The sequence below is a fragment of the Pseudomonas agarici genome (genome assembly GCF_900109755.1).
GTDB lineage: Bacteria > Pseudomonadota > Gammaproteobacteria > Pseudomonadales > Pseudomonadaceae > Aquipseudomonas > Aquipseudomonas agarici.
Map to the genome: position 1 here is coordinate 1 of NZ_FOAR01000012.1, position 13,916 is coordinate 13,916.

Here is a 13,916-nt window from a genome sequence, read left to right on the forward strand (position 1 = left end):
CAGGGGCAAGGGGGCCTCAAGGGAATGCAGGCGGGTGTGACGAGGCATGGTGGAGTCGGGTGAGTTCATCGCGGTGATATCCATCTTCAAGGCTGCGGCCATGCAGTCGGTTGAAAAGCTCGCCGTTTAGCCAGTCGGGGATCACCCGCCATATGTACCAAGGCGTAGGAAGTTCATGGCGCGTATAAAAAGAACAGGTACGCGAGAGGCCAGTGTGCCTAGGTGTGCGGGAAGATGGGGGGGTGTTCGGTGTTTAAATAGATGAGCTACAGCAAGTAAGGAAAAGTCCTACAAGACTCCGCACATTGAAGTTCTTTATTGCGGCCAGTTTCAAGAAACACCGGAAAATTAGAGTCGTATAGAACGATGAACACAGGAGAGTGGGCAGGCAGCGGTGCCGCTCTGCGTCACACAGAGCGGCACGAAGCCTCCTGGGAGGTATTCCCATGCCGAGCACGGGAACGATCCGTCAGGGCGTCGGGTGATAGGTCAAGCCTGCTGAGTCAGCTCCAGCACCCGGTCCACCAGTTTGTTGATCCCCGACGCCGCCTCGCCGATGGACTGCGCCAGCATATAAGCTGGGGTTGTCACCAGCTTGCGCGCCTTGTCCTCGATAATATCGCCTGCCGAGCACTCCTTGTGGGCGGCGCCCATGGCGTTGAGCGCCGCAGTGGTATCGGCATCGTTGCCGATGGTACAGGTCACGCCCGGACCGTAGATCTTCGCCGCCAGCGCCGCGGTGATGCAGATCAGGCCCACCGGTTTGCCGGCTTCGGCAAAGGCTTCGACCAGCGCCAGGACTTCTGGCTGCACGCGGCAATTGGCCCCTTCGACGGCAAAGTCGGAAAAGTTCTTCGCCGCGCCGAAACCACCGGGCAGGATCAGTGCGTCGAACTCCCGTACATCGGCTTCGCGCAGGTCCTTGACTTCGCCTCGGGCGATGCGCGCCGATTCCACCAGAACATTGCGCGACTCGGGCATTTCTTCGCCGGTCAGGTGATTGATCACCTGCAACTGGGCGATGTTCGGCGCAAAACACTGGACCTTCGCGCCGCGCTGATCCAGGCGCAACAGGGTGAGCACGCTTTCGTGGATTTCCGCGCCATCGTACACGCCGCAGCCGGAAAGGATTACCGCGATCTTCTTGGTCATGTTCGATCTCCCAATAGTCGGTGTTAAATGTCTACCTATTTGGCATTCATTGTCAGCGGAATTTTTCCAGACTGCAGCTGATCTTGGATCCATCATTTGTTTCGGGGGCGCCGTGGGCCTGATTGCTCTGGCGATTGCGTTTTTTTGTCGTACCGAGCGTGATCGGGCTTTAGGCTTTACTGCTACCGGACTCGGTTCATTCGCCGGGCGGGTCCTTAGGTCCGGACAAGGCGGTTTCTGCCGCAGCCTTGCGGGCGAGGCGGGCGCTCTTGATGCGACGCCAACTCCAGAGGAGCAGGCCGATCACCAGCAGGCCGCCCAACACCCATAGCTCGTATTTCTTTACGCTGCCCAGCAAACCTTCGAGCATTGCGCCGAAGTGATAGGCGGCGGCGGCGAGGGCTGCCGCCCAGATCGCCGCGCCGATGCCGTTGAGCAACAGGTAGCGTCCGGGTGGATAACCGGACAGGCCAATCGCCACTGGCATGACTGTGCGCAGGCCGTAGACGAAGCGAAAGCTCAGCACCCAGATGTCCGGATGACGGCGAATATGCTCCAACGCCCGGTCGCCCATCATTTGCCAGCGCGGTTTACGCGCCAATAACTTGCGGCCGTGCCGGCGCCCCAGGAAATACCACAGCTGGTCACCGGCATAGCTGCCGAAGAAAGCCACGATAACCACCAGGTTGATGTCCATGTATCCGCGGAACGCGAGGAAGCCGGCGAGTACCAAAATGGTCTCACCTTCGAAAAACGTGCCGAGAAACAGGGCGAAGTAACCGAAGTCCTGCAGAAATTGTTGGAGCATTGTCTGGATGCTGGCGAAATGAACGCGCAGCCTAACCCTTCGACGACACAGAGGAAAGTGTCCAAATGTGTCTCGACGTTAACATTTCCTACAAGGGCGGCGCGTGCGATGCTCGGTCGCAAGAGCAGCACAACCGTCATTCCTTCGTCATAATGGCCACCTATAACTGCCATGCTCGCCCGCCCGCGCGGGCTCAAGGAGTCTGCCATGAGCTTCACCCTCGCCCATCGCCTGTTTCCCGCCACTCGCCTGCGCCGCAATCGTCGCGATGATTTTTCTCGGCGCTTGGTGCGTGAGAATATTCTGACTGTCGACGATCTGATCCTGCCGGTGTTCGTGCTGGATGGCGAAAATCGTCGTGAAACGGTGGCCTCGATGCCGGGCGTTGAACGCCTGAGCATTGATCTGTTGCTCGAAGAAGCGGCTAAATGGGTCGAACTGGGGATTCCCGCGCTGGCATTGTTCCCGGTCACGCCGCCAACGTTGAAGTCGCTGGATGGCGCCGAGGCCTGGAACCCGCAAGGCATTGCCCAGCGCGCCACCCGCGCTTTGCGTGCACGGTTCCCGGAACTTGGGGTGATCACCGACGTGGCCCTGGACCCGTTCACCACCCACGGCCAGGACGGTATCCTCGACGAGCAAGGCTATGTCCAGAACGATATTACCGTCGATGCGCTGGTCAAACAGGCGCTGTCCCATGCCGAAGCCGGCGCCCAGGTGGTCGCCCCCTCGGATATGATGGACGGACGTATCCAGGCCATTCGCGAGGCCCTGGAATTGGCTGGCCACGTCAATGTGCGGATCATGGCCTACTCGGCAAAATACGCCAGCGCCTACTATGGGCCGTTCCGTGATGCGGTCGGTTCGGCGCTGAACCTGGGCAAGGCGAACAAGGCCTCGTACCAGATGGACCCGGCCAACAGCGATGAAGCCTTGCATGAAGTGGCCGCCGATCTGGCTGAAGGTGCCGATATGGTCATGGTCAAGCCGGGCATGCCGTACCTGGATATCCTTTACCGGGTCAAAGATGAATTCAAGGTGCCGACCTTTGTCTATCAGGTCAGCGGCGAATATGCCATGCACATGGCGGCGATCCAGAATGGTTGGTTGAATGAAGGGGTGATTCTCGAATCCCTGACCGCCTTTAAACGTGCTGGCGCCGATGGCATCCTGACGTATTTTGCCGTTCGTGCCGCTCAATTGCTACGAGAGCAAAAATAGCCCTCACAGGAACACTCGATGAATACCGAAGGACTCAGAGAAGTTGAAGTAAAAGACGCTCAGTCGGTGGTGGGGCAGATTGCCGAAACCCCACCGGAGCTGGAGCCCGTGCAAGTGGTGGCCGAGGCGCCACATGTGGCGGTGCCGTCGGCGGTGGCGATTCCCAGCCTGGATGACAGCAGCTTGTACATCCACCGCGAGCTGTCGCAACTGCAGTTCAACATCCGCGTGCTGGAGCAGGCACTGGACGAGTCCTATCCGTTGCTGGAGCGGCTCAAGTTCCTGCTGATCTTCTCCAGTAACCTGGACGAGTTTTTCGAGATTCGCGTCGCCGGGTTGAAGAAGCAGATCACGTTCGCCCGCGAGCAGGCCGGCGCCGATGGCCTGCAGCCGCATCAGGCCCTGGCGCGCATCAGCGAGCTGGTGCACGGCCACGTCGACCGCCAGTACGCGATCCTCAACGATATCCTGTTGCCGGAACTGGAAAAACACCAGGTACGCTTTATCCGTCGCCGTTATTGGACCATCAAGCTCAAGACCTGGGTGCGCCGCTATTTCCGCGACGAGATCGCACCGATCATCACGCCCATCGGCCTCGACCCGACGCACCCGTTTCCATTACTGGTGAACAAGAGCCTGAACTTTATCGTCGAGCTTGAGGGTATCGACGCCTTCGGTCGCGATTCCGGCCTGGCGATCATTCCGGCCCCGCGCTTGCTACCGAGGATCATCAAGGTACCTGAGGAGGTAGGAGGGGCGGGCGATAATTATGTATTTCTCTCGTCGATGATCCACGCCCACGCCGACGACCTATTTCAGGGCATGAAGGTCAAGGGTTGCTACCAGTTCCGTCTGACCCGCAACGCCGATCTGGCGCTGGACTCCGAGGATGTCGAAGACCTGGCCCGGGCCTTGCGCGGCGAGTTGTTCTCCCGTCGTTACGGCGATGCGGTGCGCCTGGAAGTCGCCGACACCTGCCCAAAACATCTGTCGGACTACCTGCTCAAGCAGTTCAACCTGTCCGAGACCGAGCTGTACCAGGTCAACGGTCCGGTGAACCTGACCCGGCTGTTCAGTATCACCGGCCTGGACAGTCATCCGGAGCTGCAATACACGCCGTTCACTCCGCAGATCCCCAAGTTGCTGCAGAACAGCGAGAATATCTTCAGCGTGATCAGCAAGCAGGACATCTTGTTGCTGCACCCGTTCGAGTCTTTTACACCGGTGGTCGACCTGCTGCGCCAGGCCGCCAAGGATCCGCATGTCCTGGCCGTGCGCCAGACCCTGTACCGTAGCGGCGCCAACTCGGAAATCGTCGATGCCCTGGTGGATGCCGCGCGTAACGGCAAGGAAGTCACGGTGGTGATCGAATTGCGCGCACGCTTCGACGAAGAGTCCAACCTGCAACTGGCCAGTCGTCTGCAAGCGGCCGGAGCGGTGGTGATCTACGGTGTGGTCGGTTTCAAGACCCACGCCAAGATGATGCTGATTCTACGTCGCGAAGCCGGTGAGATTGTCCGCTATGCGCATCTGGGTACCGGTAACTATCACGCCGGCAACGCCCGCCTGTACACCGACTACAGCCTGCTGACCTCCGACGATGCGCTGTGCGAGGACGTCGGCAAGTTGTTCAGTCAGTTGATCGGCATGGGCAAGACCCTGCGCATGAAGAAGTTGCTGCATGCGCCGTTCACGCTCAGGAAGGGCATGCTCGACATGATTGCCCGGGAAACCCAGTTCGCCGTCGACGGCAAGTCGGCGCACATCATCGCCAAGTTCAATTCGCTGACCGATCCGAAGATTATTCGTGCGCTGTACAAGGCCAGCCAGTGCGGCGTGCGTATCGATCTGGTGGTGCGTGGCATGTGCTGCCTGCGGCCGGGCATTGCCGGGGTCTCGCACAATATCCAGGTGCGCTCGATCATCGGCCGCTTCCTGGAACACACCCGGGTATTCTACTTCCTCAACGGCGGCGAGGAGCAGATGTTCCTGTCCAGCGCGGACTGGATGGAGCGCAACCTCGATAAGCGCGTCGAGACCTGCTTCCCGGTAGAGGGCAAGAAATTGATCCTGCGGGTCAAGAAGGAACTGGAAAGTTATCTCACTGATAACACGCATAGCTGGAGCTTGCAGTCGGACGGGCGCTACATCCGTAACACGCCGACCGGCAACCAGAACGCTCGCAGCGCCCAGGCGTTCTTGCTCGATCGCCTGAGCAACCCGATCCTCAGTGTACGTTGAGGACGATACTGACTCGGGTCAGCCACTCCGCTTCCAGCGCGAAGTCGGCCTGAGTCAGTTGGTTCTGCTCCAGCCAGCCCTTGGGAAACACGACATCCAGGCTATCGCCGTGGGCACGCAAGACGACCTGCGGCATTTCCTGGGTGCCACGGATGTGGTGGAACAGGATCGCGAAGCGCAACAAGACGCACAAGCGAATCAGCTTGGTGCCGTCATTGCCGAACTCGGCAAACTTGTCCTTGGGAATATTACGTCGGTGGCCGCGTACCAGTAGTGCCAGCATTTGCTGGTCTTCCCGTGAGAAACCGGCCAGGTCGGAGTGCTCGATCAGGTAGGCGCCGTGCTTGTGGTACTGATAGTGGGCGATATCCAAGCCCACCTCGTGGACCTTGGCGGCCCAGCCCAGCAGCTCGCGCCAGACTCCGGCATCCAGCTCCCAGGCTTCGGCCACCTGGTCGAAGGCGTGCAGCGCCTTGTGCTCGACCCGTGCCGCCTGTTCCACATCGACGTGATAACGCTCCATCAGCGAGGTGAGGGTGCGTTCGCGCACGTCTTCATGGTGATGACGGCCCAGCAGGTCATAGAGCACGCCTTCGCGCAAGGCGCCGTCGCAGTGATCCATGCGCCGCAGGTCGAGGGCATCGAAGATCGCCTCGAGAATCGCCAGGCCGGCCGGGAAGATGGTCCGGCGGTCGGGCTTGATGCCCTCAAAGTCGATTTTCTCGGCATCGCCGAGCTTGAACAGCTTGCGCTTGAGCCAGGCCAGGCCTTCGACATTGACCTCGCCGCTGCCGTGGCCGCCGGCCTTCAGTGCCAGGCCAATGGCGCGGATGGTCCCGGAAGAGCCGATAGCCTCGTCCCAGGTCAGGCGATGCAGAGCATGTTCGATGCTCATGATTTCCAGGCGCGCTGCCGTGTAGGCCTGGGCATAGCGCGCCGGGGTGATCTTGCCGTCGCGAAAATAACGCTGGGTATAGCTGACGCAGCCCATCTGCAGGCTTTCGCGTAACAGCGGCTCGAAGCGCTGACCGATGATGAATTCGGTGCTGCCGCCGCCGATATCGGCGACCAGGCGCTTGCCTGGGGTGTCGGCGAGGGTGTGGGAGACACCGAGGTAAATCAACCGGGCCTCTTCGCGGCCGGAAATGACTTCCACCGGGTGGCCGAGGATATCTTCGGCGCGATGAATGAACTCCGCCCGGTTGCGCGCCTCGCGCAGGGCGTTGGTGCCGACGATCCGCACGGCACCCAGGGGCATGCCGTTGATCAGTTGGGCAAAGCGTTTCAGGCAATCGAGCCCGCGTTGCATCGATTCTTCGCTGAGCTTGCGCTCTTCATCGATACCGGCGGCCAGTTGAACCTTTTCGCCGAGCCGCTCCAGAATGCGGATTTCACCGTTCTGGGCCTTGGCCACGACCATATGGAAGCTGTTCGAACCCAGGTCGATAGCGGCGATCAGGGAAAGATTCTTGGCTTGAGAATGCGGCATGGTTGAAGGATCTCGGTCGATAACCCGGCCATCGTGCCACGATCGACCGTCGCCGCCAACGGATGGTGTTTGAGGTTTGTTGGATCCGCTTTTTTTTACACAGGTGGGCAGGAAGAATCCGGTTTCACTTTTATTTTATCCCGAGATACCGCATTGCGCATGGGGATTGCTTTTGTCATGCCCGGACGACATTTGCACGATGGGCGTGCAACCTGGCGGTGTTCGGCCATACTCAGACTCTTGGAGTACCATAGTTAGACTCAATCATCTGCGGCTTCCTGTACGTAGGAAGGGCGGCTATGATGGGCTACGTTTTTTTTGGCTCACAACCCCGGAGACATCCATGAGCAGCGATCTTATCAAGCACGTCACCGACGCGAGCTTTGAAGCAGAAGTCCTGAAGTCTGAAGACTCTGTTTTGGTTGACTACTGGGCTGAGTGGTGCGGCCCCTGCAAAATGATCGCTCCGGTCCTGGACGAGATCGCCAGGGACTACAAAGGCAAGCTGATCGTCGCCAAACTGAATATCGACGACAACCAGGAAACTCCGGCCAAGTACGGTGTGCGTGGCATCCCGACGCTGATGCTGTTCAAGAAGGGCAACCCCGAGGCGACCAAGGTTGGCGCCCTGTCGAAGTCGCAGTTACAAGCTTTTCTCGACTCCAACATCTAAGCATCGTTCGGCTGTCATCAGAAAGCCTCGCAAATTGCGGGGCTTTTTCGTTAAAAGGGGCTAGACGCTCCGAAACCCAGGTGTTACATTCGGCCCCGCACTGGTTTCTCCATTGCCCCCTGCAAGCCGTCGCCGACGCTCTCCTTTTCGAACAAGTACGCGATCCTGTCGCCTTCTCCGCGGCGCGGCCTCATTAAGCCAAAAGCTTAGTTTCCCCCCTCCATAAATGATTACGTCATTCCTATATGAATCTGACTGAACTCAAGCAAAAGCCGATTACCGAACTGCTCGAATTGGCCGAACAGATGGGCATAGAAAATATGGCCCGTTCGCGCAAGCAGGATGTGATTTTCTCCCTGCTGAAAAAGCACGCAAAAAGCGGCGAGGAAATCTCCGGTGATGGCGTGCTGGAGATCCTCCAGGACGGCTTCGGCTTTCTCCGCTCTTCCGATGCGTCCTACCTGGCCGGCCCGGACGACATCTACGTCTCGCCCAGCCAGATCCGCCGCTTCAACTTGCGCACCGGTGACACTATCGTCGGCAAGATCCGCCCTCCGAAGGAAGGCGAGCGTTATTTCGCCCTGCTCAAGGTCGACACGATCAACTACGATCGTCCGGAAAATGCCAAGAACAAGATTCTCTTCGAGAACCTGACGCCACTGTTCCCGACTGTACGTATGAAGATGGAAGCCGGTAACGGTTCCACCGAGGACTTGACCGGCCGCGTGATCGACCTTTGCGCTCCAATCGGCAAGGGTCAGCGTGGCCTGATCGTGGCACCGCCGAAAGCGGGTAAGACGATCATGCTGCAGAACATCGCGGCGAACATCACCCGCAACAACCCGGAAGTGCACCTGATCGTGCTGCTGATCGATGAGCGTCCGGAAGAAGTGACCGAAATGCAGCGCACCGTGCGCGGCGAAGTGGTTGCCTCGACGTTCGACGAGCCACCGACCCGTCACGTGCAGGTGGCTGAAATGGTGATCGAGAAAGCTAAGCGCCTGGTCGAGCACAAGAAGGACGTGGTGATCCTGCTCGACTCCATCACCCGTCTGGCCCGTGCCTACAACACCGTGATCCCGAGCTCCGGCAAGGTCCTGACCGGTGGTGTCGATGCCCATGCTCTGGAGAAACCGAAGCGTTTCTTCGGTGCCGCGCGCAATATCGAAGAAGGCGGCTCGCTGACCATTATCGCCACCGCGCTGGTTGAAACCGGCTCGAAGATGGACGAAGTGATCTACGAAGAGTTCAAGGGTACCGGCAACATGGAACTGCCGCTGGACCGCAAGATCGCTGAAAAGCGCGTCTTCCCGGCAATCAACATCAACCGTTCCGGCACCCGTCGCGAGGAGTTGCTGACTGCCGACGACGAGCTGCAGCGCATGTGGATCCTGCGCAAGCTGCTGCATCCGATGGATGAAGTGGCGGCCATCGAGTTCCTGGTCGATAAGTTGAAACAGACCAAGACCAACGATGAGTTCTTCCTGTCGATGAAGCGCAAGTAAGACGGCGCTTCAGGTCAAGGAGAACAGCGCCCCCGGCGTCACAATTTCGCCAGGGCTGAGCCTGCACGCCAGACCCTTTATCAGGTCGAGGTCAGGCTCAGGTCAATAGCATGGCCCCGAAGAAGCGCTTTTCGAGAGATGCGCCTGGCCATAGACGCATCTGGAGGGTAGGGTCGTCAAGGAAGAAAAGAGTGGGTGATCGGTGGATGCACGATTAAAAACTCGACTACGCTGCTTCTCGTCGTATTTCCTATTTGAACTGGGTGGCTTGGGCGGATGAGCACTCTTGCCTACCGGCGGGACATTGACGGCTTGCGTGCGGTAGCGGTCATCGCAGTTGTGCTGTTTCATTTTGATGTTCCAGGGTTCGCTGGAGGTTTCGTCGGTGTCGACGTATTTTTCGTGATCTCCGGCTACCTCATCACCTCGCTCATTTGGCGCGATCGCCAGGGCGGACGTTTCAGTCTTGTCGAGTTCTGGGCTCGGCGCGCCCGGCGTATCCTGCCGGCGTTGTTCGCCATGATGCTGGCGAGCTTGGTGGCGGGGTGGTTTTTGCTGGCCCCCAAGGACTATGACGAGTTGGGGCATTCAATTCGTTACCAGGTGATCTTCACGTCCAACCTGCTGTTCGCGCGCCAAGATGGCTATTTCGATGTGGCCTCCGATCTCAAACCGCTGTTGCATACGTGGTCGTTATCGATTGAGGAGCAGTTCTACGTCATTTTCCCGCCCCTGCTGATATTGCTGTCGAGTCGGTTGAAATATTGGCGCACGGCGTTGTTCCTGTTGCTGCTGATGTCCTTTGCCATGAATCAGTGGGCATTGAGCGACTCTCCGCAAAAAGCTTTTTTTCTCTTGCACATGCGAGCTTGGGAGTTGCTGGCGGGCGCGTTGCTGGCGGTGTCGCCTTGTGGGCGGCGTGTGAACCCTCTGCAAGCACAGGCTGTCAGCTTGCTCGGTCTGGGGCTGATTCTGGTGGCGGTGTTGGGTTATCAGTCAAGCACGCCCTTTCCTGGGGCTGCGGCCTTATTGCCTGTAGTGGGCGCGATTTGCCTGATCTGGGCCAACGGCCAGCAGACGACTCTGGTAGGACAGCTACTGGGCAGTCGTTTGCCGGTGGGCATCGGATTGATTTCCTACTCGTGGTACCTGTGGCATTGGCCGGTGCTGGTCTTCGGCAAGTATGCCAGCGTTTACGGCCTTGGCTCTTGGGGGCTTGGCGTCTTGTTCATTTTGAGTCTGGTGCTGAGCTATGGGGCCTGGCGGTTTGTCGAGGTGCCGTTTCGTGAGCGACGGTGGCTGGCGGACAATCGGCGCATCCTGGTGGCGTCGGGCATGGCAATCCTCGGCTTGGGGCTGGTGGGGAGAAGCCTGGGCTGGACCGAGGGCATCCCTTGGCGACTGTCGCCCCAGGCACTGCAATATGCCGAGGCACGCATCTGGAGTCCCGAGCTGATGAAGTGTCTGTGGGATGACAAGAAAAACGACCGCCAGTTCTGCCATTTCGGCCTGCAATCTCAAGCGGCGCGTGCGCTGGTCTGGGGTGACAGCCATTCTGCGGCCTTGATTCCTGCTTTGGAAAATGAGGCGCGCGAGCACAACGTCAATATTACCCAGGCAAGCTATGCCGGGTGCTTGCCGTTCCACAGGCGCGAAAGCAGCGCCGGTTGTACGCGTTTCAATCAGCGTGTCAGTCAGGCACTGAATGAGGAGAAGTACAGCGACGTGGTGTTGGCCGCGCGCTGGAGCCTGTACGTCTACGGGCTGCCTTCGGGTGACACCAGGCCGGCGCTGATAAACCCGATGACCGGAAAGTACCAGCGGGCCGTCGCCGAGCGGCGTTTCGCCGAAGGCATGGGCACTCTGGTGCGGCAGTTGCGCGCCGCTGGCCATCGGGTCTGGTTGGTCAAGGAAGTGCCCCTGCAAGACTTCAGCGTGCCTTATCGTCTCAGTCGCCTGGCGATGATGGGATTGCCCACCCACACTGAGCGCCTGCCTCTGGCGGAGCATCAGCGACGCTTGGCCTATATCGATGCACTGTTCCTACAACTGGCGGCTGCCGATCCCGAGGTGAAGTTGTTGGATCCCGCGCTGAAGTTGTGTAGTGCTATCGATGGTTGCCGTGTCGAACTCGATGGCCGCTCGTTGTACACCGACGATAATCATCTCTCCGACGTGGGATCACGATATGTCGAGGAGTTCCTTGAGCCGTTGTTCATCACCCTGCGCGATCAAACCGTGGCGGGGCGTCTTTAGTGGGCGGTGCTTGTCCATGGCATGCAATAAGCTGCCAGCGGCCGTAAGAGCAGGTAGGATGTACGCCTATTTTACGGGTGGCAGGGCTAATGAAATTCAAGGATCTTCGGGATTTCGTGCGGCAACTTGAGCAGCACGGAGAGTTGAAACGTATCCAGGTGCCGGTTTCGCCAATCCTGGAAATGACTGAGATTTGCGACCGTACCTTGCGAAAAAAAGGCCCGGCGCTGTTGTTCGAGAAACCCACGGGTTTTGATATCCCGGTACTCGGCAACCTGTTCGGCACGCCGGAGCGCGTGGCCCGGGGCATGGGGGCCGATAGCGTCGGCGAGCTGCGGGAAATCGGCAAGCTGCTGGCGTTTCTCAAGGAGCCCGAGCCGCCCAAGGGGCTGAAGGACGCCTGGTCCAAGCTGCCCATCTTCCGCAAGATCATCGCCATGGCGCCCAAGGTGGTCAAGGACGCGGTCTGCCAGGAAGTGGTCATCGAAGGCGATGATGTCGACTTGGGCATGCTGCCTGTGCAGCATTGCTGGCCGGGTGATGTCGCGCCGCTGATCACCTGGGGCCTGACGGTCACCAAAGGGCCGAACAAGGAGCGTCAGAACCTCGGCATCTATCGCCAGCAGGTGATCGCCCGCAACAAGGTGATCATGCGCTGGCTCAGTCACCGTGGCGGCGCGCTGGACTATCGTGAGTGGTGCGAAAAGCATCCGGGTCAGCCGTTTCCGGTATCTGTGGCCCTGGGCGCGGATCCGGCGACCATTCTCGGCGCGGTCACGCCGGTGCCGGACAGCCTGTCCGAGTACGCTTTTGCCGGTCTGCTGCGGGGCAATCGCACCGAATTGGTGAAATGCCGCGGCAACGACCTGCAGGTCCCGGCCACTGCGGAAATCGTCCTGGAGGGTGTGATTCATCCGGGCGAAATGGCCCCGGAAGGACCCTATGGCGACCACACCGGCTACTACAACGAAGTCGACAGCTTCCCGGTGTTCACCGTCGAACGCATCACTCACCGGATCAAGCCGATCTACCACAGCACCTACACTGGGCGGCCCCCGGATGAGCCGGCCATCCTCGGCGTGGCGCTGAACGAAGTGTTTGTGCCGATCCTGCAGAAGCAGTTCCCGGAAATCACCGACTTCTACTTGCCGCCTGAAGGCTGTTCGTACCGCATGGCCGTGGTGACCATGAAAAAGTCATATCCGGGTCACGCCAAGCGCGTGATGCTGGGTGTCTGGTCGTTTTTGCGACAGTTCATGTATACCAAGTTCGTTATTGTCACCGACGACGATATCAATGCCCGTGACTGGAATGACGTGATCTGGGCCATTACCACGCGCATGGACCCCAAGCGCGACACGGTGCTGATCGACAACACGCCGATCGACTACCTCGACTTCGCTTCGCCGGTTTCTGGGCTGGGTTCGAAGATGGGGCTGGATGCCACTCACAAGTGGCCTGGCGAAACCACGCGCGAGTGGGGCCGGGTGATCGTCAAGGATGAGGCCGTGACTCGGCGGATCGATGCCATTTGGAATCAGTTGGGAATAGATTGATGCGTGTGACCTTGCAGCCCTGCGGAGCGGTGCTTGAGATACGGCCCGGCGAACGAATTCTCGATGGCGCCCGGCGATTGGGCTACGACTGTCCGCAAAGCTGTCGCAATGGCAACTGCCATGTCTGCGCCGCGTTGCTGGTGGAAGGGCGGATCGAGCAGGCGGGCAATGTGCTTGACCATGGCGAGTTCTACACCTGTATTGCCGAACCTCTTGAGGATTGCAGGGTGCTCTGGGATGGTGTTCTCGCCCAGGGCGAGCTGCCGGTGCGTCGCTTGGCGTGTCAGTTGATCGAGTGTGCTCACGTTGGCAGCGATGTCTGGCGGGTTCGCCTGCGGGCACCGGCGGGCAAGCCGCCGCGTTATCACGCTGGGCAGTACCTGATGATCGAGCGCGACAACGGTGAGAAATCGGCGTTTTCCCTGGCCTCGGCGCCCCATGCCGGGCGCGATCTGGAGCTGCATGTGTTGGTGCGCGAAACCAGTGCGCGAAGCCTGATCGAGCAATTGCAGCGCAACGGGATGGCACGGGTCGAGTTGCCGTTCGGCGATGCCCACCTGGCGGAGTTGCCGGACGGCCCGCTGGTGCTGATCGCTGCGAGCACGGGCATGGCGCAGATGCACGGCTTGATCGAGCACTGCCGCTCCACGGGCTTCCAGCATCCGGTGCATCTGTACTGGGGCGTGCGCCGGCCCGAAGACTTCTACGAACTGGAGCGCTGGGAAGAGTGGAAGACGCTGCCCAACCTGTTCCTGCACAAGGTGGTCAGTGATCCGTGCGGCTGGGACGGTCGGTGCGGGATGTTGCACGAGGCCGTCTGTGAGGATATCGCCGACCTGTCGGGCGTGCACGTCTATGCCGGTGGTTCACCGGCGATGATTTATGCGACGCTGGACGCTCTGGTCGAGGCGGGAATGGATGCGCACCAGATGCGCGCCGACGTGTTTGCTTACGCTCCCAGGCCCTGAATACGCCGGGCAGTCAGGCAGAGCATCTGCCGAGCGGCTTGTCGGAG

The 13,916-nt window shown here is 59.6% G+C and carries 10 protein-coding genes; 7 read left to right on the forward strand and 3 right to left on the reverse strand.

What is annotated here, in order from left to right:
• Window positions 1-489 precede the first annotated feature (489 nt).
• Complete coding sequence (elbB, locus tag BMX68_RS12750; protein ID WP_017130585.1) at window positions 490-1,152, reverse strand: isoprenoid biosynthesis glyoxalase ElbB; 663 nt, start codon at window positions 1,150-1,152, stop codon at window positions 490-492.
• A gap of 196 nt (window positions 1,153-1,348) precedes the next feature.
• Window positions 1,349-1,960 carry a DedA family protein gene (locus tag BMX68_RS12755; RefSeq protein WP_017130584.1) on the reverse strand — a complete coding sequence of 204 codons (612 nt, stop codon included), beginning with the start codon at window positions 1,958-1,960 and terminating at the stop codon, window positions 1,349-1,351.
• A 207-nt stretch (window positions 1,961-2,167) separates the two neighbouring features.
• Between BMX68_RS12755 and hemB the strand changes: the two genes are divergently transcribed.
• Window positions 2,168-3,181: a porphobilinogen synthase gene (hemB, locus tag BMX68_RS12760; RefSeq protein WP_017130583.1), complete on the forward strand. Its 1,014-nt coding sequence runs from the start codon at window positions 2,168-2,170 to the stop codon at window positions 3,179-3,181.
• 18 nt (window positions 3,182-3,199) lie between these two features.
• Entirely contained in the window at window positions 3,200-5,422 is a 2,223-nt protein-coding gene (gene ppk1, locus BMX68_RS12765; protein WP_017130582.1) for a polyphosphate kinase 1, read from the forward strand.
• Here ppk1 and ppx read toward each other — a convergent pair.
• Window positions 5,409-6,911, reverse strand: a complete 1,503-nt coding sequence (gene ppx, locus BMX68_RS12770) for an exopolyphosphatase (RefSeq protein ID WP_017130581.1) — start codon at window positions 6,909-6,911, stop codon at window positions 5,409-5,411. The two genes, ppk1 and ppx, sit on opposite strands and share 14 nt — an antisense overlap.
• Before the next feature lie 343 nt (window positions 6,912-7,254).
• Between ppx and trxA the strand changes: the two genes are divergently transcribed.
• From trxA to BMX68_RS12795, 5 genes are all read left to right on the forward strand, one after another.
• Window positions 7,255-7,584 (forward strand): thioredoxin TrxA, encoded by a 330-nt coding sequence (gene trxA / locus BMX68_RS12775; protein WP_017130580.1) that lies wholly within the window; start codon window positions 7,255-7,257, stop codon window positions 7,582-7,584.
• A gap of 245 nt (window positions 7,585-7,829) precedes the next feature.
• Complete coding sequence (rho, locus tag BMX68_RS12780; protein WP_017125454.1) at window positions 7,830-9,089, forward strand: transcription termination factor Rho; 1,260 nt, start codon at window positions 7,830-7,832, stop codon at window positions 9,087-9,089.
• Between the two features lie 276 nt (window positions 9,090-9,365).
• Complete coding sequence (locus tag BMX68_RS12785; RefSeq protein ID WP_017130578.1) at window positions 9,366-11,345, forward strand: acyltransferase family protein; 1,980 nt, start codon at window positions 9,366-9,368, stop codon at window positions 11,343-11,345.
• Window positions 11,346-11,434: 89 nt separating this feature from the next.
• Window positions 11,435-12,901, forward strand: a complete 1,467-nt coding sequence (gene ubiD / locus BMX68_RS12790; protein ID WP_017130577.1) for a 4-hydroxy-3-polyprenylbenzoate decarboxylase — start codon at window positions 11,435-11,437, stop codon at window positions 12,899-12,901.
• Window positions 12,901-13,869, forward strand: coding sequence for a CDP-6-deoxy-delta-3,4-glucoseen reductase (locus tag BMX68_RS12795; RefSeq protein ID WP_017130576.1), 969 nt, complete (start codon window positions 12,901-12,903; stop codon window positions 13,867-13,869). Before ubiD ends, BMX68_RS12795 begins: the two co-directional genes overlap by 1 nt.
• The last annotated feature ends 47 nt before the right edge of the window (window positions 13,870-13,916 follow it).